This is a genomic window from Kiloniella sp. EL199 (genome assembly GCF_900313065.1).
Lineage (GTDB): Bacteria > Pseudomonadota > Alphaproteobacteria > Kiloniellales > Kiloniellaceae > Kiloniella.
Genome location: NZ_OMPU01000010.1, coordinates 44,235 through 67,690, shown reverse-complemented (window position 1 = coordinate 67,690; position 23,456 = coordinate 44,235). Strand labels below are relative to the sequence as shown.

General features: G+C 44.7%; 25 protein-coding genes. 11 read left to right on the top strand and 14 right to left on the bottom strand.

Annotation, left to right across the window (positions count from 1 at the left end):
- Positions 1–232: 232 nt before the first annotated feature.
- On the top strand, positions 233–664 hold the full coding sequence (locus tag D9A03_RS08855; protein WP_120496844.1) for an Lrp/AsnC family transcriptional regulator: 432 nt from the start codon (positions 233–235) through the stop codon (positions 662–664).
- A 43-nt stretch (positions 665–707) separates the two neighbouring features.
- On the opposite strand, the gene D9A03_RS08850 is transcribed toward D9A03_RS08855, so the two are convergent.
- Both D9A03_RS08850 and D9A03_RS08845 read right to left on the bottom strand, forming a co-directional pair.
- Positions 708–1,106, bottom strand: a complete 399-nt coding sequence (locus D9A03_RS08850; RefSeq protein ID WP_120496843.1) for a DUF983 domain-containing protein — start codon at positions 1,104–1,106, stop codon at positions 708–710.
- A 162-nt stretch (positions 1,107–1,268) separates the two neighbouring features.
- Entirely contained in the window at positions 1,269–2,129 is an 861-nt protein-coding gene (locus D9A03_RS08845) for a GNAT family N-acetyltransferase (protein ID WP_216825429.1), read from the bottom strand.
- A gap of 109 nt (positions 2,130–2,238) precedes the next feature.
- On the opposite strand from D9A03_RS08845, the gene D9A03_RS08840 reads away from it, so the two are divergent.
- A complete protein-coding gene (locus tag D9A03_RS08840) occupies positions 2,239–2,733 on the top strand; it encodes a DinB family protein (RefSeq protein WP_120496842.1) in 495 nt (164 codons plus the stop codon).
- Positions 2,734–2,749: 16 nt separating this feature from the next.
- On the opposite strand, the gene D9A03_RS08835 is transcribed toward D9A03_RS08840, so the two are convergent.
- The 4 genes from D9A03_RS08835 to D9A03_RS08820 all read right to left on the bottom strand — a co-directional run bounded on the left by D9A03_RS08835 (position 2,750) and on the right by D9A03_RS08820 (position 6,870).
- A complete protein-coding gene (locus tag D9A03_RS08835; RefSeq protein WP_254055007.1) occupies positions 2,750–3,928 on the bottom strand; it encodes a PA0069 family radical SAM protein in 1,179 nt (392 codons plus the stop codon).
- Positions 3,929–4,117: 189 nt separating this feature from the next.
- Complete coding sequence (locus D9A03_RS08830; RefSeq protein WP_120496841.1) at positions 4,118–5,098, bottom strand: hypothetical protein; 981 nt, start codon at positions 5,096–5,098, stop codon at positions 4,118–4,120.
- Between the two features lie 44 nt (positions 5,099–5,142).
- Positions 5,143–6,054 (bottom strand): DMT family transporter, encoded by a 912-nt coding sequence (locus D9A03_RS08825; RefSeq protein WP_120496840.1) that lies wholly within the window; start codon positions 6,052–6,054, stop codon positions 5,143–5,145.
- A 222-nt stretch (positions 6,055–6,276) separates the two neighbouring features.
- On the bottom strand, positions 6,277–6,870 hold the full coding sequence (locus D9A03_RS08820; protein ID WP_120496839.1) for a TetR/AcrR family transcriptional regulator: 594 nt from the start codon (positions 6,868–6,870) through the stop codon (positions 6,277–6,279).
- A 250-nt stretch (positions 6,871–7,120) separates the two neighbouring features.
- Between D9A03_RS08820 and D9A03_RS08815 the strand changes: the two genes are divergently transcribed.
- Positions 7,121–7,513 carry a DM13 domain-containing protein gene (locus tag D9A03_RS08815; RefSeq protein ID WP_120496838.1) on the top strand — a complete coding sequence of 131 codons (393 nt, stop codon included), beginning with the start codon at positions 7,121–7,123 and terminating at the stop codon, positions 7,511–7,513.
- Positions 7,514–7,635: 122 nt separating this feature from the next.
- Here the strand turns inward: D9A03_RS08815 and D9A03_RS08810 are convergent, their stop codons facing one another.
- Positions 7,636–8,568 carry a threonine/serine dehydratase gene (locus D9A03_RS08810; RefSeq protein ID WP_120496837.1) on the bottom strand — a complete coding sequence of 311 codons (933 nt, stop codon included), beginning with the start codon at positions 8,566–8,568 and terminating at the stop codon, positions 7,636–7,638.
- A 413-nt stretch (positions 8,569–8,981) separates the two neighbouring features.
- On the bottom strand, positions 8,982–9,785 hold the full coding sequence (locus D9A03_RS08800) for an ABC transporter substrate-binding protein (protein WP_120496835.1): 804 nt from the start codon (positions 9,783–9,785) through the stop codon (positions 8,982–8,984).
- A 136-nt stretch (positions 9,786–9,921) separates the two neighbouring features.
- On the opposite strand from D9A03_RS08800, the gene D9A03_RS08795 reads away from it, so the two are divergent.
- The 6 genes from D9A03_RS08795 to D9A03_RS08770 all read left to right on the top strand — a co-directional run bounded on the left by D9A03_RS08795 (position 9,922) and on the right by D9A03_RS08770 (position 17,159).
- Positions 9,922–10,389 (top strand): thiol-disulfide oxidoreductase DCC family protein, encoded by a 468-nt coding sequence (locus D9A03_RS08795; RefSeq protein WP_120496834.1) that lies wholly within the window; start codon positions 9,922–9,924, stop codon positions 10,387–10,389.
- Between the two features lie 81 nt (positions 10,390–10,470).
- Positions 10,471–11,085, top strand: coding sequence for a CDP-alcohol phosphatidyltransferase family protein (locus D9A03_RS08790; protein WP_120496833.1), 615 nt, complete (start codon positions 10,471–10,473; stop codon positions 11,083–11,085).
- On the top strand, positions 11,082–12,050 hold the full coding sequence (locus D9A03_RS08785) for a phosphatidate cytidylyltransferase (RefSeq protein ID WP_120496832.1): 969 nt from the start codon (positions 11,082–11,084) through the stop codon (positions 12,048–12,050). The genes D9A03_RS08790 and D9A03_RS08785 overlap by 4 nt, the downstream gene beginning before the upstream one ends.
- A gap of 35 nt (positions 12,051–12,085) precedes the next feature.
- Positions 12,086–12,691 carry a lysophospholipid acyltransferase family protein gene (locus D9A03_RS08780; protein ID WP_254055006.1) on the top strand — a complete coding sequence of 202 codons (606 nt, stop codon included), beginning with the start codon at positions 12,086–12,088 and terminating at the stop codon, positions 12,689–12,691.
- Positions 12,692–13,103: 412 nt separating this feature from the next.
- Entirely contained in the window at positions 13,104–16,490 is a 3,387-nt protein-coding gene (locus D9A03_RS19830) for a hypothetical protein (RefSeq protein ID WP_174233644.1), read from the top strand.
- A 66-nt stretch (positions 16,491–16,556) separates the two neighbouring features.
- Positions 16,557–17,159 (top strand): VTT domain-containing protein, encoded by a 603-nt coding sequence (locus D9A03_RS08770; protein ID WP_120496830.1) that lies wholly within the window; start codon positions 16,557–16,559, stop codon positions 17,157–17,159.
- Positions 17,160–17,163: 4 nt separating this feature from the next.
- On the opposite strand, the gene D9A03_RS08765 is transcribed toward D9A03_RS08770, so the two are convergent.
- Positions 17,164–18,033: a LysR family transcriptional regulator gene (locus tag D9A03_RS08765; RefSeq protein ID WP_120496829.1), complete on the bottom strand. Its 870-nt coding sequence runs from the start codon at positions 18,031–18,033 to the stop codon at positions 17,164–17,166.
- Positions 18,034–18,134: 101 nt separating this feature from the next.
- On the opposite strand from D9A03_RS08765, the gene D9A03_RS08760 reads away from it, so the two are divergent.
- Positions 18,135–18,422, top strand: coding sequence for a hypothetical protein (locus D9A03_RS08760; RefSeq protein ID WP_162938051.1), 288 nt, complete (start codon positions 18,135–18,137; stop codon positions 18,420–18,422).
- A gap of 41 nt (positions 18,423–18,463) precedes the next feature.
- Positions 18,464–19,162, top strand: coding sequence for a hypothetical protein (locus D9A03_RS08755; protein ID WP_120496827.1), 699 nt, complete (start codon positions 18,464–18,466; stop codon positions 19,160–19,162).
- Between the two features lie 39 nt (positions 19,163–19,201).
- Here the strand turns inward: D9A03_RS08755 and D9A03_RS08750 are convergent, their stop codons facing one another.
- Genes D9A03_RS08750 through D9A03_RS08730 form a run of 5 tightly spaced genes read right to left on the bottom strand, consistent with a single transcriptional unit; the run spans position 19,202 to position 23,452 of the window.
- Complete coding sequence (locus D9A03_RS08750; RefSeq protein ID WP_120496826.1) at positions 19,202–20,044, bottom strand: alpha/beta hydrolase; 843 nt, start codon at positions 20,042–20,044, stop codon at positions 19,202–19,204.
- A gap of 6 nt (positions 20,045–20,050) precedes the next feature.
- Positions 20,051–20,761 carry an ABC transporter ATP-binding protein gene (locus D9A03_RS08745; RefSeq protein WP_120496825.1) on the bottom strand — a complete coding sequence of 237 codons (711 nt, stop codon included), beginning with the start codon at positions 20,759–20,761 and terminating at the stop codon, positions 20,051–20,053.
- Positions 20,762–21,508, bottom strand: coding sequence for an ABC transporter ATP-binding protein (locus D9A03_RS08740; RefSeq protein WP_120496824.1), 747 nt, complete (start codon positions 21,506–21,508; stop codon positions 20,762–20,764).
- Positions 21,501–22,517, bottom strand: a complete 1,017-nt coding sequence (locus D9A03_RS08735) for a branched-chain amino acid ABC transporter permease (RefSeq protein WP_120496823.1) — start codon at positions 22,515–22,517, stop codon at positions 21,501–21,503. Before D9A03_RS08735 ends, D9A03_RS08740 begins: the two co-directional genes overlap by 8 nt.
- An 8-nt stretch (positions 22,518–22,525) precedes the next feature.
- Positions 22,526–23,452, bottom strand: coding sequence for a branched-chain amino acid ABC transporter permease (locus D9A03_RS08730; RefSeq protein WP_174233643.1), 927 nt, complete (start codon positions 23,450–23,452; stop codon positions 22,526–22,528).
- Positions 23,453–23,456: the final 4 nt, after the last annotated feature.

Below are 23,456 nucleotides of genomic sequence, written 5' to 3'. Positions count from 1 at the left end.
CTGTACTGTGTCTGTTTCAGAGACTTGTCTCTGTTGTTCATTTTCCCGATATTACCCTAGGGAATCTCCGAAGTAATTTCCTGAGAAATCTTCTGGAATAATCTGTTGAAAACAGTATAGAAAAAATAAACGCCCATATCTTTCGCCATTATGCGCGTTTGATTGTTTTTATGGTAGGTGCCTGATATTCTCTGCCCGTTATTTTCACCAAACAATTGATGTTGACGGTTCGATGCGTGATTTAGATGAGATTGATCGCCTGATCCTACAGGTTCTACGCCACAACGCGCGCGAAACGATCAAGGGAATAGCGGCACAGACCAATATTGCCAGATCCACAGTACGTCACCGTCTCCAGCGTCTTGAAGAAGACCAAATCATTACGGGGTACAGAGTTGAACTTAAAAATGCATCAACCCGTGGCTTCGGAGCGTTCCTGTTTTTGAATCTGGCGCACACACCTGCAAAGGATTTAATTACCGAAATATCCAGTTTCCCGGAAGTGATCCGTTGTTATTCCCTTGCCGGAGAACCTGATCTTCTGGTTGAAGTCATGGCAAACACTCCCGAAGCCCTCAACGATGTACGGAACAGATTGTCTGCAAACCCGGTTGTCAGTGAGCTAAAAACATCTTTGGTTCTTAACCGAGAATTAGAAGCCTAGACCAAGAACCAATAGATCGAGTTTCAAAGCTCTATATTGAATTTTAGTTGTCGTCGCTCTCGACAACCAACCGTCCTTCTTCAGCCTTGAAGAAGAACTGGCTTGCAATCAACCACCCCTTCAAAGGACGCAGAGGAAGAATACAGGTCAACAAAAGCAAGGGCATCGTTGTGAGAAAGTGCGCCCAGATAGCAGGTTCAAACTTCACTTCGAACCAGAGCGCAAAGACAACAACAGGAATACAAAACAACATCTGAATGAAAAAAGCAGGACCATCAGCAGGATCTGCAAAGGAATAGTCAAGACCACAAACTTTACACCCTTTGGCAACGGTTAAAAATCCGTCAAAGATTTTACCTTCGCCACATCTTGGACATTTCCCACGGGTACCCGTCTTCATAGAAGACAGTTTGGGATAAACCTTCTCTGCTGTATCGTGCATGTTCAATTCCACATTGTTATTCGGTACCTTGCTAAAAAGCGCAGGACCGATTTGTTATGGAACAATAGATAGTCTGTAATTGCGCTTTATACGATAACAAAGTGACGCTTCACAACGTCGCAGCATTATCTTAGCAGACAACGCGCCCAATTCATCAAATCTTTAGCCCAGTTCAAATGACGTGATCCCGTATATCCTATCCAGCGGGAGATCCACATCTCCTTCCTTGTACATTCGAGCGGTTTCAAAGCTTTGCACAAGCCCGTAACGTTCTGCCAACAGTAACCCGTTCACGTTATTTTCCGGCACATCCAGAATAATATTACTGCCTTCTACCTCTGCACAGAGCGCATTGAAAATATCATTAGCGTCAACAGGCGTATCCGCAAACAAAGGGCCGGTTTTATAACCGTCGCAATAAGGACGAATAAGACCGTAACCTTTGATCTCATGACCATCAAAGGCTGCAAGGCCCAAGTGTCCTTCTTCACCAAGCCAGGTTTTCAAAAAATTCTCACGTTCCAGGAAAAAACACCCCGCGTCAAATGCCATAATTTGTTCAAAAGGCAGGGTCTTCACATCAACCAGATTTGGTGCCTTTTTTTCCTGTATCCGCGCTGTACCTTCGAAACGAATATTCCGGTGCGAAAGTTTAAAGCCTGATTTGATATAGTTATCCTGTTGGTCAACAACACCATCCAAGCCAACAATACGGCCGCTCAAGCTATTCAAGGCATAGTCCCATATAGCAAGACCAAAGCCCTTACCCCGCCATGGTTCCCGGACGATATAAAAGCCGACAAATCCATAATCAGCGCCGTATTTAACGGCAGAAATACATGCAATAGGCTCATCATTCAAAAGCCCAATAAAAAAGCCGGTCTTGTCCGCCTGATAAAAACACTCAATGTCTCTAAGACCGGGGTTCCAGCCTTCACCCGCAGCCAGATCGCACAAAAACTGGATTTCGTCTTCTTTGGCAAGGCGAATTTCAAAATGATCTTTACTTGTACTTTCAGTCACAAAAAACCTTTTATATTAATAAATTACGTCATTATAATATTGAAAAATTTACACCTCAACCACACACCACTTAGCTCAAAATTATGTCAAAAATTGGAACCGCCAGCACATGACACCAGACGAATTACAACAACTCGCCGAATATAACCACTGGGCCAATCAAACCCTCTATAAAAGCTGCTCTGATCTTTCTGAAACTGAATACAAGGCAGAACGCCCCAGCTTTTTCGGATCAATCCACAACACGCTGAATCACATCCTCGTTGGTGATAGAATTTGGTTTGGTCGTTTCGAAGGCAAACCCGAAAAACTTTCTTTATCCGATATCCTGTGCCAGGATTTTGCCAGCCTGCTAACGGCACGTGATACAGAGGATTTACGTATCCTTGAATACGCTCGAAACACTACTCAGAACACACTGGACAGTAGCCTGACCTATACCAATATTGCCGGTAACACCCATTGCGATCCGATGAGTACTCTTCTTCGGCATACCTTTAACCATCAAACGCACCATCGTGGTCAAGTACACTGTCTTTTAAGTCAAACCAATGTTGCACCTCCTTCCCTAGACATAATGTACTATTTGCGAGCACAGGATTAGAGTTTTGATGATCATGTCAGCCAAATAAATCCATCTGCTTCGTAGATGTGATATTCTTATCAGTACCTGACCTATTACCAGTATCCGACTTGCAAAAATCAGGTGGAACTGAAAACTGACTAACATCGAGATGCCGCAAAGATCTTTTGTTTAACCCATAGCGCTTTCGAGCCAAAGAGAAACGGTCAGCAATGAGCTGTGCAAAGACACCTTCACCACGCATACGTTTTCCCCAACGCGAATCATAATCACGCCCCCCTCGCATCGATTTCAATATCCCCATGATACGATTTGCCCGATCCGGATAATGTAACTGGAGCCATTCGATCCACAGGTCTCTTATCTCGCCGGGCAAACGCAGCAACACATAGCTACAGGAAACAGCGCCTGCACGTGCTGCAAGCCCCAGAACGCGTTCTATTTCATGATCATTCAACGCTGGAATAATTGGTGCCATTAACACCGAGACAGGTACGCCAAGTTCTGTAAGTTGTCGGACAGCGTCCAGACGTTTGGTCGGTGTACTCGCTCTGGGTTCCATCGCCCGGGCTAACTTCCGGTCAAGTGTCGTTACCGATATCGCTACAGAAACCAGTTTCTTTTGCGCCATACGTTGCAAAATATCTGCGTCCCGCATCACTAGATAGCCTTTAGTAATGATACCAACGGGCTGGTTAAAAGCTTCGCAGACTTCCAAAGCTTGTCTGGTAATTCTTTGTTCCCGCTCAATAGGCTGATATGGATCTGTATTCGCCCCAAATGCGATAACCTTACATTTGTAAGATTTTTTTGATAACTCCTTACCCAACAATTCAGCCGCCTCATCTTTCACATAGATCAGGCGCTCAAAATCTACACCGGGTGAATGACCAAGATATGCATGCGTTGGCCGCGCAAAACAATAGATACAACCATGTTCACACCCCTTATAAGGATTGAAAGATAGCTCAAAGGGTATATCCGGAGAATTATTCTTTGAGATTACCGAACGACTGGGACCTGGAGAGATCTCAGTCTGTAGTTTTTCTCCTTCATCCAGACTTCCCCAACCATCATCTGTTCGTTCACGCTCATACACCTCAAAACGGCCAACACGATTTGTAATCGCCCCCCGTCCACGACGGGCATCTGGATGGAGCTGTCCCTTTAGAAGCTCTTCTCTTTTTTCCGGTATATGGTCTGTATTTTGCCTCATAAACAAGAAATACATCAAAAAGAACAAAAAGAGAACAAAATCATTAAAATCAATCACAAAAACAAAAATAATATTTGTAAGTCAAATAATTAATACACGCAGAATGGATGTCATAACGTTTCAAATTACAGACGAATCGCGCCTGCACAAGAGACAATTCTCAGGTAAGAACTTCCACCCGTTACACATTTATTTTCTTCTCAATACATACCTGTAAAACAAGCCTCCCATAAGAGGCGTCAAATAAATCGGCACCTGATAAAGAGCTAAAAAAGGTAGGATCTCTTGTAGAAAAGCAATCGGGATAACGGCTGCCACAAGTCCCAAATTTCTGTTCCCGGCAACCATTGCAAAAGATAAAACACTCTCCGCTTTCATACCTTCGCCCGAATTGAACAATTGGAAGATACGCCGAACAAAAAGTCCCGCGATTGAAAATAGAAATTGAGCGCCAAAATTAGATGCAAAAGCGATAGATAACAGAAACAGCATATAAACAGGATCACTTTCAATCGTTTCCGATACCCCAGCCATTGCTGTTGCAACAAAAAGCACCATTATAACTGTGCTTATCCCATCCAATTGAGCACCACTTCTTTTAATTCGCTCGCGCCCCAAGACCTTACGGACGACAATCGCAATCAGAAAAGAGCTTCCAACCGTAATCAACAGTTTTTGAAAAAGCATCCACGGGTCAAACGACATCTGATCCCCCAGTGTAATGCCAATAATCCAGGGTGCTGTCAGAGGAACAATCGCAGTTCCCGCCAAGGTGATATTGAACACCAATTCGCCATCAAGCTTCAAAAGATACGCGAGATTTGGCGCAGAACCTAAGGGGGGCGCACAAGCCATCAGGACAAGTGCGATATGAACAGGTCCAGCAAGTGAAAAATATCTTGCAATCCAATGCACACCCAAAGGAAAGGCCAGCATCAAAACAACCAGAGCAATCAGTAGAGAAACCGGGTTCTTTAAGTGACCGACGACACGCGTTAAATCAACCCTGATCATAGCAACTGATATAAGACCAATTATAATAAAGGTCATATAGGGCAGAAGAGCATTGCTAACTGCAGAAGGAAGATAGGCACAAAGCGGTAAGCTCAGTGCTAAAATAACAGAAGCTCTGTTCCCGATACTCGTAAACAGTATGGATAGTGCCCCCATAAGTCTTACCTGCCCGATCTCATAGAATCTTTAACAACGTGCTGTTATTGCGACGACACGACCACTGGCTTACGCTTTTTCCGAACGGATAGCCAGACACCAAACCCGATTAATACTGCGCCAACAGCGTGATAAACCTCTGGTTTTTCCCCCAACAAAAGAATAGCCAGGGTTGCAGCAAAGACAGGCAAGAGATGAATAAACTGCCCTGCCAAGCTGGCGCCAACATGTTTCACCCCTTCATTCCAGCAAATGAAGGCAACAATAGAAACCGGAACCCCGGCATAGAACACCGCAAGCAAATTGTTGGTTGTCATTTCCAAAGGAGCTGACTCTATCCAACCGGGTAAATAGAGCACGGCAAGAGCGACTTCACCAATAAGCACGCTTAATAAAATGAATGAAAACGGTGATGCACCCGTTGGTTTCCAGCGAAGTAATAAGGAATACAAAGACCAACTCATCACAGCACCCAGAACAAACAAATCACCGCTATTGAGGGTCAAACTGAAAAGATTTTCCGGATGACCTCTGACAAGAAGAGTCATAACGCCGCAAAAGGAAATCACAATTCCAACAGCCTGTATTGACCGAATTCTGTCGCCAAAGACAAGGAAAGACAGGGCAATAATAATAACCGGGATCATAGAATTAAAAAGCGCAGCATTCGTGGCAGCAGTTGTCTGTAGCCCAAAATAAAGAAGCGTATTAAAGCTCGCAACACTCAATAATCCCAAGATAATCATCTTCCCCATAACCGGACGAAACAGATGCCAATCTTTCTTTAGTGAAAAGACCGTGAAGGGAAACAAGCAAGTAAGAGCAAGGGTCCAACGCCAGAAAGAAAGCGTAAGAGGCGCTATCTCTGTAGAAACAGCGCGCCCAACAATAAAGTTCCCCGACCAAAGGAATTGCGCAATTATCAGAAACAGAATTGCCCAGCGTTGAGACGACATTCACACCCCTTTTTCAGGCCTCGTTTGCAGGCCCCATTTCCAGACGTTTTTGAATTTTGCCCGCATTGTTTGTGCAAACCACATGCAGGCAAAAGGAAGCTAAGGCATGAAATGGCATTCATCAAGGCATGAATCGTAGGAAACTATCATTGAGATCTGCAAGTTCTCATTCTCAAAAAGATCAATGCGACGCTTTAGAGATCGAAATTATACAGACAGGCATTATTCCAAAAGATCAAACTCGGCCAATATAGAATTGATTGTTTTTCGAACGTCTTCCGGCGTATAGCCCGCTTTGACTATCACACGAAGACCATTATACGCAATGTTCAGCCCCATTGCTTTCTTTTGTAAAGCCTCTTCATCGAGATCCTTATGTTGGGCGGCATCTTTCAAGGCACAGAAAAATCCCTGCACCATTTTTCCCATCATATCCTGACAGGTTTTACTTATTTCCGGATCATGCGGGGCCTGATCAACAGCAGTATTACAGAGGAAACATCCCCGGCGATCATTGCCGTTTTCAACAACCGCAACAACCGTTTCCAATAACAGTTGAATCCGCTGCGCCCCGTCTGGAATTTTCTTGTCATTTAGCAGCTGTAACCCCGGTTCAATACAGCTGGTTTCGTATTGCTTTAATGCAGCGAGAAACAAGCCTTTTTTGTCACCAAAAGCTTTATAAAGACTCCCCCGGGCAATTTGCATGGCCTCAAGAAGGTCACTGATCCCAGCCCCTTCATAGCCTTTGAACCAGAAAACCTGCATTGCTTTGTCTAATGCATCCGCTTCATCAAACTCACGTGGTCTTGCCAATTATTCTATCCTTTTAGCTTGTCCATATAATCTAATATTTAACTGGCACTTCTTTCGCATTAGGTCGCCAAAACATTGGGGTACACCCACATAACGTCATCATCACGCTTTTGTGTTTTTGACTGATCAGTTCCTAATACTATATTAGCTAGGAAGCCGGATCAAGTGTTCGGTCGGGTAGAGATCTATATCAGATGATGGATGGCTTAATTAAAACCGTTCAGCTACTTCTTTATTGTGGAGACAAAAAATGAAACGTTTATTCAAATTCCTCGCCGTAGCTTTCTTGGCAGCGACAACTTTCTCAATCACATCTGCGCACGCCGGCGGTAGCGTTTCAAAAGGATCTTTTGAAGGCAGAAGCGATCACATCACGACTGGCAATGTTGAAATCAAAAAAGCAAGTGATGGTAGTTACATTGTCATTCTTGCTGACAACTTCTCACTTGATGGAGCCCCGGATCCAAAACTTGCCTTTGGTAAAGATGGTGTTGACAGAAGCACAATCTTTGCGCCTCTCAAAAGCAAAACCGGCAAACAGGAATATAGCCTTCCAGCAAACATCAACCCGGCAAACTTCAACGAAATCTATGTTTGGTGTGAAAAATTCGACGTTCCTCTCGGCGTTGCAAGGCTAAAGTAACCTAAGCTCCCGAAGGTTACAGAATAGGCGCCCCCCCCCGGAAAGGCCTATTCACAAGAAAACGGCTAATCATTTAATTGGTTAGCCGTTTTCTATCTTACGCGACAAGAAGAGTAATAACGCTAAAAAGAAGATAGCAAAGCATTACCACCACAAACCAAAACGCCGACCTTCTCATTTTGTTCCGGAACATAAGCTCCGGATAACAAGGCAGCCAGCGCGGTTGCCCCACCCGGTTCAGCTATCTGACGATAACTATTCCAAAGACAATCCTGTGCGGCTTTGACATCACCATCATTAACCAGAACAGATTGATGAACAAAATTCTGACTAGCTTCAAAGCCATGATCACCAATCAGGCTAGCCCCCAAAGCATCCGCAGCAAGGCCAGAGACAGAAACACCAACGGGATGGCCCGCATTTAACGCAGAGTGTAATGTGGCCGTTCCTTCAGTTTCAACAGCGATAATTTTGATTCGTCCACGATACCACGACGCCACACCGCCAATGAGTCCACCACCGCCAACAGCCACCAACAGACTATCAAGCTCGGGCGCCTGTTCTTCAAATTCGAGGCCGACAGTTCCTTGACCAGCCACAATTTCCGGTTGGTCATAAGCGTGAAGTAATTTGGCGCCAGTTTCTTTCTGACGTTCAAGGCACGCCGCTAAAGATTCAGAGAAATTTTCTCCGATGACATTAATCCGAGCACCGTATTGTTCCAGCTTTGCCAATTTTGCGGGTGATATAATTTCAGGGACAAAAATCTCAGCTCGAACCCCTAATTTACTTGCGGCATAGGCAACAGCTGCTCCATGATTTCCACCAGAGGCAGCAATAACTCCAGTTTCGGGAACATCCCCAGACAAAAGCGCATTGAACCCGCCTCTGGCTTTAAAAGAGCCGGAATACTGCATTTGTTCAAATTTTAAGGTTACAGGAACGTTATCGACAAGTTCACCCGCAGGTACTCTTAAAATCGGGGTGCGGCGAATATGCGCGCGTATCAAATCGTGAGCATTCAAAATTGTCGATTGCGAAATATGTCCGGACACAATTTTCACCTGAATAGAATAGCAAGAAGTAAATTTCACCTAAAAGGTATAAGAAACACAACCTAAAACATTATGATCGCTTGGTTATTTTTCAAGTCCAGAAAAAACCATCTCCTTCACAAAAGAAATCAATCACAACAGAACAAGCAACAGGGCAAGATGAATCCGATGGCCATACTGGTCCTTCTGGCGATATTTTCTGGATTAGAGGATGAAGTACCTCATGAAGGGAAATCGGTTATAACCACGGAAATTTTCTTAGGATCTCTGGGATAGTGGATAATTATTATCTTCATAGGCAGTGTTTTACGCACCCGACTTTCGCCAGGGGGCATTACCAACATCAATGTTACGTCAGGTATTATTGGTGGGCTTGGCGCTCTATATACTCTTAACATTATCCTGAAACAGGGTTAATTTGACGGAGTGCTCTTTATTGGTCGATATTTTCCAAGAAGCTCTTTGTATTCCCGGCTTTTTAAAACAACCGCCAAAGCCTGATTGAACGTTAACACAAAGTCAGGAGATACAGACTTCTTGCTTAACATAAAGTGTACGGGATCAGTATTAAGAAAATGGGGCAAAGGACGAATGGCATCGAGTTGACGTGCTTTGATAACATGGTGGTATCCAACGTACAAATCTGCAATAACCATATCCACACGATTATGCAATAACTGCTGAATACGGGCCTCAGTTTGCGCATTTAAACTCAGCGCACCGGTATCCAGCGCTCTTTGCTTCTCCTTACCATACTCTGGACCATACCACCCGCCTAACCCGGCAGTTATACTCAACCTTTGATCGACAGCATCCTTGAACTTATAGCCTTTGTATTGATCATAATCTGATGCCCGAACAAACATCGTCACAGTTTCATCGCGATAAGGCGCTGAGAAATGAGCATATTCAGATCGTTCGACGGTTATAGAAGCCGCAGGCATAATATCCAATGCACCGCGCTTCAAAAGCATTTGTCCACGTTTAGAAGGCATCAAAAGCAAATTATATTCACAGCCCATTTCTGCCATGACAGACTTCACAACATCAATGTCCAACCCGGTAGGAATCAAGTTTTTGGGAACATATTGATAGGGAATATAATTATTGGAATAAGCAATAGAATAAGCTCTCTCACAAGCAGCCGCAGTCGCAACCTGCGCCCAAAAGCATGCTAAAATGCTTAGGAAAACAACCGAACATACGCGCGATATCATCGCCAACCTCTTTATATTCCATCAGTCAAGCTGATGTTTAAACCCACTAAAGAGGAACTATATCACAAATAGGTTAACAACTTTTCTTTGTTTTAGGCTTGGGTAATACTGATACAAAACCTTATCAGGAAAACCTATGTCAACAAATGCACTGCCCTTTAAAGACTATAGTTACCGAGATGCCATCAAGTTTTCTAACTTTGACGACAGCAGACCGATAATTGTTTTCGATGGCGAATGTGCTCTTTGTTCTGCTTTTATTCAATTTGTTATCAGACACGATAAGTTTGAAGAATTTCAATTTACAACAGGACAATCCAGTTTAGGTCAGGCACTCTTCACGCACTATAATTTGGATACTGTAAACTTTGAAACCAACCTTTTGATTTCAAAAGGCAAAGCCTATGCCAAGATGTCTGCATTTTCTCAAACAACGTCTCTCTTACCCTATCCTGCCAAATTCCTAAGTCTAGCCAGACTTCTGCCTTCTCCGATTGATAACTGGTTGTATGATCTGGTCGCGCAAAACCGATATCGTTTATTTGGGCGCGCTGACAGCTGCCTATTGCCAGACAGCAATCTCAGAAAACGTTTGATTGAATGACTTCCCAAATGTTTGCAACCCTATCTTCAAGCCTCTATTGTAACTTATTTATGAGCTACAAATAATCCACGCAGGCTAAACGTGATTACTATATATGACTTGAAACCCAGGTTTCAAAATCTTCTTCGCCCTCTTTGCACCAAACTTGTATCCGCGGGGATAACAGCAAATCAGGTCACTGTTTTCGCAGCTGTATTATCCGCAGCTGGCGGGGCTGCAATCTTGTTTTACTCAACAAGCTCGGTACCTTTGTTACTTTTGCCTGTCTTACTCTTTATCAGAATGGCTCTTAATGCCATCGACGGTATGATGGCGCGGGAGTTTAATCAAAAAAGCAATCTGGGTGCCATACTCAATGAACTTACAGATGTAATCGCCGACGCTCTGCTTTATCTGCCCTTTGCGCTTATACCCGGCATCAATGCCTATTTGATTGTCGCTCTTGTAACACTTGGAATTCTGGTCGAAATGATTGGGGTTGTGTCTATTCAAATTGGTGCGTCCCGTCGTTATGACGGCCCTTTTGGGAAAAGTGATCGCGCTTTTGCCTTCGGCTTTATTGCCGTCGTCTTAGCCTTGGATTTTGCACCCGACTTTTGGCTGAATATATTATTTTCCGCCTTAATTGCCCTGTCTTGTTACACAATATTTAATCGAGCAAGGCAAGCACTGCGAGAAGCAAGGAAATCATCATGAATCTCCTTGAGCAATTACCAATCACACAAAACCTGCTTTATATCATTGCTGGCGTTTATGTACTCTTGTGCCTGGCAACAGTTATTGTTTCCTTGATGCGTCGAGGACAGGCACCGGAAAAACATCTGGAACTTTGGCTCCGGGTAAAATCCTGGTGGTATATGATTACCATCTTTACCTTTGCAATCTGCATAAACCGTACACTATCCGTTATCTTCCTCGGCCTGATATCCTACCTGGCTTTGAAAGAATATCTGTCGATGATCCCAACCCGACGTGCCGATCGTCGTGTACTCTTTTGGGCCTACATCGCAATTCCCTTGCAGTACTATTGGGTCTATAGCGGTTGGTACGGCATGTTTATTATTTTCATTCCCGTTTGGGTCTTCCTTTTCCTTCCCTTCCGAATGGTTCTAAAGGGGGAGACTGACGGTTTCCTCAAGGCTATTGGAACCCTGAATTGGGGACTGATGATGACAGTCTTCAGCCTTTCACATGCCGCGTATCTGATTGTATTGCCCGAAACGGCTTCGGAGCACCATACTCCTGTGTTTGATAAAAGTGGTGCAGCGCTTTTATTCTTACTCGTACTGCTGACACAGTTTAATGATGTCGCTCAATATGTGTGGGGGCGACTTATTGGTGGCCCTAAAATTATTCCCAAGGTAAGTCCAGGGAAGACATGGGCAGGCTTTTTAGGAGGTATCGTTTCGACAGCGCTACTATCTATGCTGCTGTCACTCGTGATCTCGCCTATGTCACTGCATATGGCAGCTCTGGCCGGCGTAATCATTTCCTTTACAGGGTTTATCGGTGACGTCACCATTTCTGCAGTGAAAAGAGACCTGAAAGTAAAAGATACAGGAAGTACAATACCCGGTCACGGCGGTTTACTCGACAGGGTAGATAGTTTGACCTACACGGCACCGATCTTTTTCCATTTCCTTCGCTATTTTTATTATTAACGATGATCAATACTCTTCTTAGATCGCTGTTCTTTATGTTGCTTGTCCGTCCCTTGGTACTAATCGGCTTAGGGATCAATATTCGCAACAGACAGTCATTACCAACCCAAGGTCCTGCTGTGGTTATTGCCAATCACAATTCGCACCTTGATACATTGGTGATCCTGTCTCTTTTCCCCCTGTCTCTCTTACCCAGAGTTCGTCCCGTTGCTGCTGCGGATTACTTTCTCAGCAATCCTGTTCTCGCCTGGTTTGCGACCAAGATTATTGGCATCATTCCCATTCAACGATCAAGCAAAGGTGGAAATCCGTTACATCAAGCTTTTGAGGCACTACGGAACGATGAAATTCTCATTATCTATCCCGAAGGATCTCGTGGTCAGCCTGAAGAATTAACAAAATTCAAAAAGGGTATTTCCCTGATCAGTAAAAAATTCCCGGACGTCCCAATAACGCCATTATTTTTACATGGATTAGGAAAAGCTCTTCCCAAAGGAGATGCCGTCTTTGTCCCGTTCTTTTGCGATATATTTGTAGGAGATGCTCAATTTTGGTATGGAGAAAAAGATTATTTTATGCAAAATTTGGAAACACAGATCGCCGACCTTTCGCAGCAAGGGAACTTTCCCGAATGGGAATAGTATCATAACGTCAAATCTCATCTCATAATCATTACTAATTCACGATAAACATAATCTACCAAGGTTATGATTTACCTGTTTCTGAAAACGCAGGAATCAACATATCATAAGAACATTTAATAAACTTCTGATCAAAGTATAGTTAACACATCATTTAACATATCATGTACCAACAATTTCAATCATAAGGGTAAAAATAATTCACAAAAAATAAATTGTTTTATATCAATCACTTAAATGAAGTATAGACAATTTTCTTACCAGGCCTCTTTTTTGTCACAATAAATAAGCTATTGCTAACGTTTATTATGTCACCCTCACATCGGGGGGGTATGTCTGTTTATGCCAAAAAGTTGCAGATCGATGTACCTGTGAGAATTTGAGAAACTCAATTTAAAGAGGTAGGTATTCAATGACTGTAAACTTAAATTCACAATACGATCATATCCGTCCCCCAGGTTCCGGAGTTTATCTGGAAGTCGGTGCCGGCAAACAATATGCGACCCCCCAAGAAGCGTGGGCAGCATCTCAGCCAGGAGATACAATTCTCGTTTTCGAGGGAACATATTCCTTTTCAGGGAACGAATATTATCATCGCTATGACGATGACCATCCGCTTAACATTTCTCAGCAAACACAGATTATTGGCGTGGGAGATGTTGTATTTGACATAGGTTACGTCTCCAAAGGTGCGTTGGTTACAACAGAAGGCGGAAGTCTGTACGTTGAAAACATCCATTTCCAGGGTGCAAACAACAGAGACTTCAACGGTGCCGGTATCCGTCATCAGGACGGGGATCTGACCGTTGTGGATTCAACTTTTGAATCAAACGAAAACGGTATTCTGGGTGGCGCAGACGGACATACAATCCACATCATTGATTCAGAATTTGTCGACAATGGCATGGGTGACGGTTTCAGCCACGCCATATACGCAAACCGAGGCGATGCGCTTATCGTTGAGGGCAGCGAGTTCAAAGACACCAATATCGGTCACCATGTAAAATCCCTCGCAGAGAAAACAATTGTTCGTGACAGTATTCTTGATGATGGTAACGGCACAGCCAGTATGGCTGTCGATGTGACTGCCGGTGGTGACATGCTGGTTGAAAACAACACTATCATCCAGTCAAACGCCTCTGATAATCCCAATATTATGTGGTATTCAACGGACCGGGATAATTCCATTGAAGGCGGTGAAGTTATTATCCGCGGAAATCAAATTATCAACCACTACAATCAGGGCAGCGAAGGCGGTACGATTATTGGCGTCGGAACAGATGATCCGCATGTTATTATTAATCTGTACGACAATATCATTACAGATCATGGCGGACAGCTTAAAATCACAAACAACCGCTATGAGAGTGAAGGAAATACCTTAAACGGTACTCCTATGGAGAATGGATCATTTGATCCACAGTGGGATAATTTCCAACTCCAGCCACCGAAACATTTTGATTTTGGAGACCTTCCCGGCGCACAGCCTGAGTATAACTGGGTAAGCGATGGTGGTGTTTACAAGCTGGCTGGCTGGGGTGATGCCCATCTGGAAGGAACTGACGGGCGAGACGTATTGCATGCTATTTACAAAGGTAACAAGATCATGTCCGGCGGAGCTGGTGATGATGTATACCTTCTGGATGGACAGTATGAAATAAGAGAAAACGCCAACGAAGGAACAGATACGGTATTCTGGAATGGCGGTTGGGCCTTTGCTCTTCCGGAGAATGTAGAAAACCTTATCAACAAAGGGAATTCGCAAGGGCGTTACATGAATGGTAACGATCTTGACAACGTTATCATGGGTAGCCAGCATAGCGGTGAGAACCTTAACGGCCACGATGGTGATGACGTTCTGTTTGGTGGGAATTCAGGCGGAGACAGATACGACGGAGGTAATGGTACTGATACTGTCGTATTTGACGGTGCTCTTGACGATTATGAACTTTCCGGAACAGGCCAGATCAGAGTGACCTATGAAAATGGGCTTTCTGATACAATTCTTGGGAATGTAGAAAACATTGCCTTTTCGGATGCAACGTACACCTTCTCGGAACTACAGGATATTATTGCCGGGATTGATCCGGATCCAATTCCTGATCCTGATCCGGACCCAGATCCTGATCCCGATCCCGATCCCGATCCAACTCCTGATCCTGATCTTGGGTTGCCAGTCGATGATGCAGAACTAGGTAAATACAATATACCTGCAGAATTGGACAGCTACCTTACGGATTTTGAACAGCAAGCCGGACAAAACGGAGGTAGATACTTCAGCAAGGGTTGGGGTGCACACACTGTAAACGGAACAGACGGTAATGATGTTCTGGAGGCAGTAACAAAAGGTATGAAAACTCTGACCGGCGGACTTGGCGATGATATTTATCTGGCCAATGGTCAACATGAAGTGATTGAAGATGCAAATGAAGGTTTTGACACTTTAATCTGGAACGGTGGATGGGCTTATACTTTGGCCGACAATGTTGAAGTTCTATTCAATGCCGGAGGCAAAGGCACCCACATGCATGGAAACGCCATAGACAATATTATTGTCGGCAGTGAGTTCTCCGGGGAAAGCCTCAACGGTCATGATGGAGATGACATTCTCTTTGGTGGCGCAAATGGCGGAGATCGCTTTGATGGAGGCGACGGTGAAGACACCGTTATTATTTCAGGAAATCTAACCGATTTCACTCTGATTGGTAATTCTTCACAAATTCGTCTCACACATCAGAATGGAAATACAGACACCATAATGGCCAATGTAGAACACGTGGCTATGAATGAAGGGGTATATACATATAACGATATCCTTGATTTCATTAATAGTGGAGATACTCCACAACCAATAGTACCCGATCCGGATCCAATCCCGGACCCGGATCCTGAACCACCAGTGATACCAGATGGTGCACGCCATGTTGATGAATCCGGAGTATCTGAAATAGAGATTCCTGATGCATTAGCACAGTTTATGCCTGAATATATTGATAATGTAGGCAATAATGACGGCTTCTATTTCAGCAAAGGCTGGGGTACACATACTGTGAACGGCACAGACGGTAATGACGTTTTGGAAGCTGTGACAAAAGGTATGAAAACTTTAACTGGCGGATTGGGAGATGATGTTTATCTTGCCAATGGCCAGCATGAAATCGTCGAGACTGCAGGCCAAGGCCTGGATGCCGTAATCTGGAAAGGAGGATGGGCATATACCCTTGCCGATCATGTTGAAGTTCTTATCAATGATGGTCACAGCGCCGGAAAACATATGAATGGTAACGCAGAGGACAATATTGTCATCGGAAGTGATCATGCTGGTGAAAAACTATTTGGTCACGATGGTAACGATGTTCTCTATGGCGGTGCAGGTGCAGACTATCTTTATGGTGGAGATGGAGACGATGTGTTGTTCTACGATGCAGCAGATTCATGGACATCAGGTGGAGATGGTTTTGATACGTTATCACTGGCAGCAGTAGAGAATACTTCAGATGAAATCTCGCTAACAGGACGATTGCTGAATATCGAAGCAATTGACATGCGAGATTGGGAGAACCCTGAATCAGATACTCTTGCTCTGAATATTAGTGATATTCTGGATATGAATGATGATGATCAACTTTTTGTATTTGGTGATGCCAATCAAGACAGCGTCACGATTGATGCCAATATGCAAAATCTTGGAACAGTTGAAGCGCATGGAGAAACCTTTACTCACTACACAGATTTGGTTTCTGGTGCAGATCTTTTCCTACAAACTGACATATCATTGTATACTGACCAGGTAATCTAAAACGCCTGTACCTTCTGATGGTAGCTGATAAACTCAGCTACCATCAGAACTTCAAATTGATTCAGAATGTTTCATTCCAAACAGAATCATCAACCCGCAAACCAAAGACTATTCCCTCTCATCAGTATAGTTTCACTATATTATGTTGCATTTTTATGGGGGATCTCTGAAGCGACTTTCTTCTTTATTGTACCGGACCTTTTCCTCAGTCTGATTTGCATTCGTTATAACGCATATCAAGCCATTTGTTTCTCATTGCTGACATTGGCTGGGGCATTAGTCGGGGGTGTCTTATTATATTATTTGGGACGTGCTTATCCTGAAATCATATATAATTTGCTGGAAAGGCTGCCTGCTATCAACACTGATATGATGCAAGAAGTGAGAGAGAAAACCCAGTATGGATTAAGCAGTTTAGTTGTCGGATCGTTCACTGGTGTACCCTATAAACTGTATTCTTATGAAGCAGGGCAACAATCAATAAACCTCGTACAATTTGTTCTGATAAGTATTCCAGCACGCCTTTTTCGATGGGCACTGGTCATTGTGTTCTGCCAGTTCGTTCTCTTTTATCTTCAAAAAATCTTCTCTCAATCACAAATTATAAAAATTTTCTTTGGGTTTTGGTTCGTTTTTTACGGAGCCTTTTTTTCTCTCATGCCCGGCTAAGTCTTTATCTACTTTGCTTGCCTTTCCCCTCGATAACAGGTTTATAGCCTTCCATTGCTTCATATAGAAAATCAAGCAGAACTCTTACCCGACGATTTTCTTTTATATCGGCATGCACCAAAACCCACATCGTATTATCAGGAATCAACTTTGTCCCCGGGACACGTTCCAAATGAGGATCAGTATCCCCCATATAACAGGGAAGCATACCAATCCCCATACCATTTCGCAGCATAACCTGTACAGAATTGGCAGAGGTAGCCGTCGCAGAAATCCGCGCTGGCAAGACAGGTTTTGCGGCCCCTTCGTAGCTTTGTGAAATCCAGCGATCCAGCTTGGGGCGATCCGCCAAATACTCTGTAGAGGCGTAACATCCCAGAGGGCTTTCGGCAATTCGCCGCCCCACGGCTTCCGGTGGAGGATTACGGGTAATACGGATGACAACATCGGCTTCACGTTGCGAGAGCTTTGCCATTTGGTCAGAACTTTCCAGCACCAGCTCCACCATGGGGTAAAGCTCTTGAAAAGATGCGATTTTTGGATGCAACAAACTTAGGAAAAGTGTTTCTGACATTGATAGCCGTACTTTGCCCGCAATTTGCGTATCGCGCGCAAAAACCCTGCGATCCAGTTCTTGCATAGAGGCTTCAGCATCTTCGGCTGCGGATAGAATTTCACGCCCGGCTTCACTTAAATGCAGTCCAGTTGTGACACGTTCAAATAAAGGAACACCAACATTTTCTTCCAAAATCCGTAACCGCCTGGAAACAGTGGCATGCGTCACGTTTAATCGTCGGGATGCTTCTCGAACAGAACCAGATCGGGTTAATGCCAGAAAGATACGAATATCATCCCAATTAAATGGTTGGATCATTTTTCGTCCACAGCGGTTTAATTTTGGATAATTTCACATCCACTTACTTCATGCCATCTTTTTCTTATTCCTGCTCACACAAACACAAGATGGATAGAAAAATGAAATACCAAGTAACACTAATTGAAGCTGATATTCGCGAAGCCATGAACGGCGAAATGAGCTTGGCAATCGAAACGAAAGGTGAAACGTTGGCAACTCTTGATTATTTCTGGACGCCGGAACATTTCACTGCACGCTTTAATGGCTTCGCGCCTAGCATGCCCAAACCAGCCCACCCTATGACCTTCCTCGGCAAGCCGATTGAGTGCATCAATGCACTGAAACCAACACCAGAAACATCCCCTGTTGATGTCTTTAAAAACAACATCGTCGAATTCGAAGTTTAAAGATCATCTGACGACTTAAATGCATCTATATGGAGACAAAAATGAAATTGATGGCACTATTTCTCACGGCAACAAGCTTCTTTGTCAGTAGCAACTCTTTATCCCTTGCAGAGACAACCAGCAAAGGAGTCCTTGCCCTGATCAATACAGACGATGTTGCCACCTATGACAATAAACTTGGCACCTTTGAAACTCGGGTTAACGCACAGGGCTGTCGTATTCTACGTGAAGGCCCCGTTCTTGCTGAAGACGGGGATATAGATCTGGATCAACCCAACCGCTTTATCTATATGACTTGCTCATCTTCATTTCTGGGACATACAGATGGCAGAAAGTTAATATCACAACTGAACCAAGGCCTTGAATACGCGGTTGCCGTAGAAGGAGTTACTATTTTACATGATGAAGCATCTTTCGAAAGAACAGCAACTACCCGTTCCTTTATCCTCAAGGTAAGCTACTACAATAACAGTAATCCTGCCCAGAGAGATGAAGATCTATCAACATTGGGAACACTTGTTCATCCAAGAACAGATACCTACCAAACAGAGGCCTTTGTCGGCGTATCACAAGCCTATGGTATTCCCACCCCAGATGAAGCGGTTGTTATCTATTACGACACACCTGATGCAGGTAATCGCTTTCGAGAGAATAATCCTGATATTCTAAAGAAAATTATCGACTTCAATGACAAACATCTCAACGATTTTATTTATTACATCGCACAAAGCAGGCGATAATAAGCAATCATTTCGGTTATACAAAAATGAGGCTATGCATCAGTATCCAAGCTGATGTATAGCCCATTGGAACAAAGCGCTTTCTTTCTCGGCCAGCAAAGCCACAACAGATAAGTGATGGCAGTCTGTCACACTCATGCGGTCAATTTGTTCAAACTTGTCTCCCCACGTCCTTTCCAGATTATCAGACTGTTGATGGAAACCATTGCTTTCATCATCACCGACCACGAGAAGAAAAGGGCAAATATTTTCGGGTTCAACAAATAAAGGACTTAACGCCTTTGCTTCCCCCATATCCAGCCCCAACTTGTTATTGATAGATGTCGGAACCAACTGTGTAAGGTCAAAAAGGCCACTAATTGCAATTGCACTGTGTATTGGATCGACATCAGATGGCAGATCATATTTCGACCAATCTGTGGCTAATAGCATGCCAACCAGATGCCCCCCTGCCGAGTGTCCACTGATCTGAATTTTATGTTGGTTATAGCCATATTCATTCGCACGATGCCAAAGCCAGACAAAAGCCTGCCTGACTTCTTCAACAAGCTCTCTCAATGTTACTGTTGGGCAAAGGTCATAGCCAAGCATGGCAACATTCACGCCTGCATCCAGAAAAGCCTTGGCCAAAAAGCTGGATTGGCTTTTATCCATTGCCTGCCAATAACCACCGTGAATAAAGACATGCAATGGCGCCTCTTTATTCTCAGTCAAATAAAGATCCAGCTTCGTCCGTTCACCAGTCCCATAAGGAAGATCCAACAATCCGGCGTAGGTTTGGTTGAAATCCGCCGCGCATCGTTCCCATTTCGCAAAAATATCCATATGGTCCGGTATCGCAGCACGGACATTATAAAGCTTGTCTCGTTCTGGATCTATCATCACAGCCTATACCCCCAGATAGCGATGTTGCATATCCTCATTTGCCAAGAGATCTTCAGAGGTTCCCGACCAGACAACGCGTCCCTTTTCCATTACATAGTGTCGGTCAGCTATCCGGGCCATCGCCTCGGGATGTTTATCAATTACGAGAATTGCCTGTCCGGATTTTTTGAGATTATGCTCCAGAACATGCCAGATTTCATCGCGAATAATAGGGGCAAGCCCTTCCGTGGCTTCGTCTAGAATCATAAAGCTAGGGTTGGTCATCAAGGCGCGACCAATCGCCAACATCTGCTGTTCACCGCCAGAAAGTGTCCGTGCATATTGCTTGGCTCTTTCTCTAAGGCGGGGGAATAAATCCATAACCATATCAATGGACCAGGGGTCGTCAACGCCAGCGTGGTTGGCTGCAGTAGCAACCAGATTTTCAAGCACGGTCAGGTTTGAAAAAACCTGTCGGCCTTCAGGAACATAACCGATACCCAGCTGTGCTATATTATGGCTTCGAAAATCCTGAATGGCGACACCACCAAAAGAGATCTCGCCTTTTTGCGCAGGCGTAAGTCCCATAATTGAACGAACAGTGGTGGTTTTACCCATACCATTACGTCCCATAAGCGTTACGACCTCTCCAGCCTTGATTTCCAGATCAACACCAAACAGAACCTGGCTGGGACCATAACTGGTTTCAACACTCGAGAGCTTCAAGTTACCCATTTAATACTCCCCCAGATATGCACGCCGCACCTCGGGATGGTTCTTGATCTCGTCAGGTGTTCCCGTTACCAGTACCTGTCCCTTGACCAAAACTGTGATCATATCAGCAAGCGCAAATACAACATCCATATCATGCTCAACCAACAGCATCGTTACATCCCCTTTCAAGGGACGTAAAAGTTCCATCATTCGTAAAGATTCCGATTGCCCCATACCGGCCATAGGTTCATCCAGCAACAACATCGACGGCGCTGTCGCCAAGACCATTGCCAACTCTAACTGCCTTTGCTGTCCATGCGCCAGATCCATAACCGGACTATCTGCAAAATCTGAGAGGCCGACACGTTCCAGTATTTTCCGCGAAGGCGTACGCAAGCTGTGATCTCTGCGCGCATTATCCCAAAAACGGAAACTGTGACCTTGCTGGGACTGTATCGCCATTGCCACATTGTCTTCAGCCGTGAATTCCGGCAGTAAGCTGGTGATTTGATACGATCGTTGCAATCCAGATCTTGCCCGCTTGTCCACAGGCCAGCGAGTCACATCCTGTCCATCAAACCGAACACGCCCTGCGTCAGATTGCAGTTCACCGGACAACTGTGCAATCGCTGTGGATTTACCCGCCCCATTCGGACCAATTAACCCATGAATGGTGCCGCGCTTGACAGAAAAGGTCAGGCCATCACTTGCAGCAATGGCGCCAAAGCATTTCGTCAAACTTATCACTTCGAGAATAGGATCAGCCATGATCTGTTCCCTTCCCGACAAGTAATCCGTAAAGCCCCTTGCGCGCAAAAAGAACAGTCAAGACCAGCATTGGCCCCAGGAAAATCATCCAGTGCTCGGTTAAACCTGCCAAAATTTCTTCCATCATCAACAAGGCCGCAGACCCAAGAACCGGACCAACCAAAGACCCCATCCCACCGAGAATGACCATGATCATGATCTCACCCGAACGGGTCCAATGCATCAGGCCGGGACCAACAAACTCGGTATGGTTCGCCAGCAAAGCGCCTGCAAGGCCAGCGATCATACCTGACAAAACAAAAGCCATCAGCTTGTATCGATATACAGGATACCCCAGCGCCTTCATTCTGACTTCGTTCTGTCGGCACCCGCGTAAAACCATACCAAAACGGCTTTTCACGACCCGCAAGCAACACCACAGACACAAAAGCAAAAGAAATAAACAGGTAAAATAGAAGCTTTGGGCGTCATAAAGATCCAACAGAGGAATTTCACTTCTCTCCCAGATATTAAGGCCATCTTCGCCGCCATAGGTCGGAATAGAGATCATGAAAAAGTACAACATCTGAGCAAACGCCAGCGTTATCATGATGAAGTACACACCTGATGTTCGCAGGCTTAATGCCCCGATTATCAATGCCAGAAAGCCACTGAGAAACATTGCGAGCGGCCACTGGATAAAGGCCTGCGTAGTTCCCCGCCATTCACCCGGCAAAAAGGCCACAGCGGTGCCTTCATAGCTGTGATGGGTCAAGATACCGACAACATAGGCCCCCAATCCGAGAAAAGCACCATGACCAAAGCTAACCATTCCTCCATAGCCAAGGATAAGATCAAGACTAACAGCAACCAATGCATAGATCAGAATACGACTTGCGATATCAACCAGAAAAGGTTCATTGAAAAGGTTGGCCAATAGCGGAACGGTAAAAAGCACAAAAAGTCCAATCAAGGCAACAATCTTTGCTCTTAAATTAGCCTCAGAACCAATAATTTTATTTAGAAACATATGATCAGCTAGCTCCCATATGCCTGAAACAGGCCGCGAGGCTTCCAGATCAACACCACTGCCATCAGCACATAAATGGCAACAGAAGACATAGAGGCAGCAACAGTATCAGCAGATGCAGGATCAAGAAGTTCCCGCATGATCGTGGGTAAAAAAGCGCGACCATAGGTATCGACCATCCCCACCAGTAACGCACCAACCAATGCGCCACGAACAGAGCCAATTCCTCCAATGATAATAACCACAAAGGTAAGGATCAGAATTTTCTCCCCCATCCCGACCTCAACCGCCAGCATCGGCCCGGCCAAAGCCCCGGCAAGGCCCGCCAGCATCGCCCCTAACCCGAAGACAATTGTATAAAGCTGATCAATATTCACCCCTAGGGCCCCAACCATTTCACGGTGCGTTGCCCCTGCCCGAATTAACATACCGACCCGGGTGTGAATGATCAGATGTCGCAGAAGCAAAGCCACAACAAGACCTGCCCCAATAATAAACAGCCGATAGGATGGATATGGGGCACCGGGAATAAATTCCAGTGTTCCGGAAAGAAGTTCCGGCGTTGATAGAAACAGAGCTTGAGGCCCCCACAGGATTTTAACCAACTCATTGAAAAACAGTATCATGCCAAAGGTTGCAAGCACCTGATCAAGATGATCGCGGTTATACAATCTGCGCAAAGCAGAGAATTCCAGTAACATTCCGGTCAATCCCGCCGCCGTCAGGGCGGCAAGAATGCCAAGGACGAAACTGTCACTTGCCTGCGTTACACTGGCCGCGACATAAGCCCCGATCATATAGAGAGAACCATGAGCCAAATTAATAAGATGCATAATCCCAAAAACCAGCGTCAATCCCGCTGCCATAAGGAAAAGCATTACCCCCTGTTGAAGCCCGTTCAGCGACTGTTCAAAAAACAGTTCTATCGTTAACATAAAT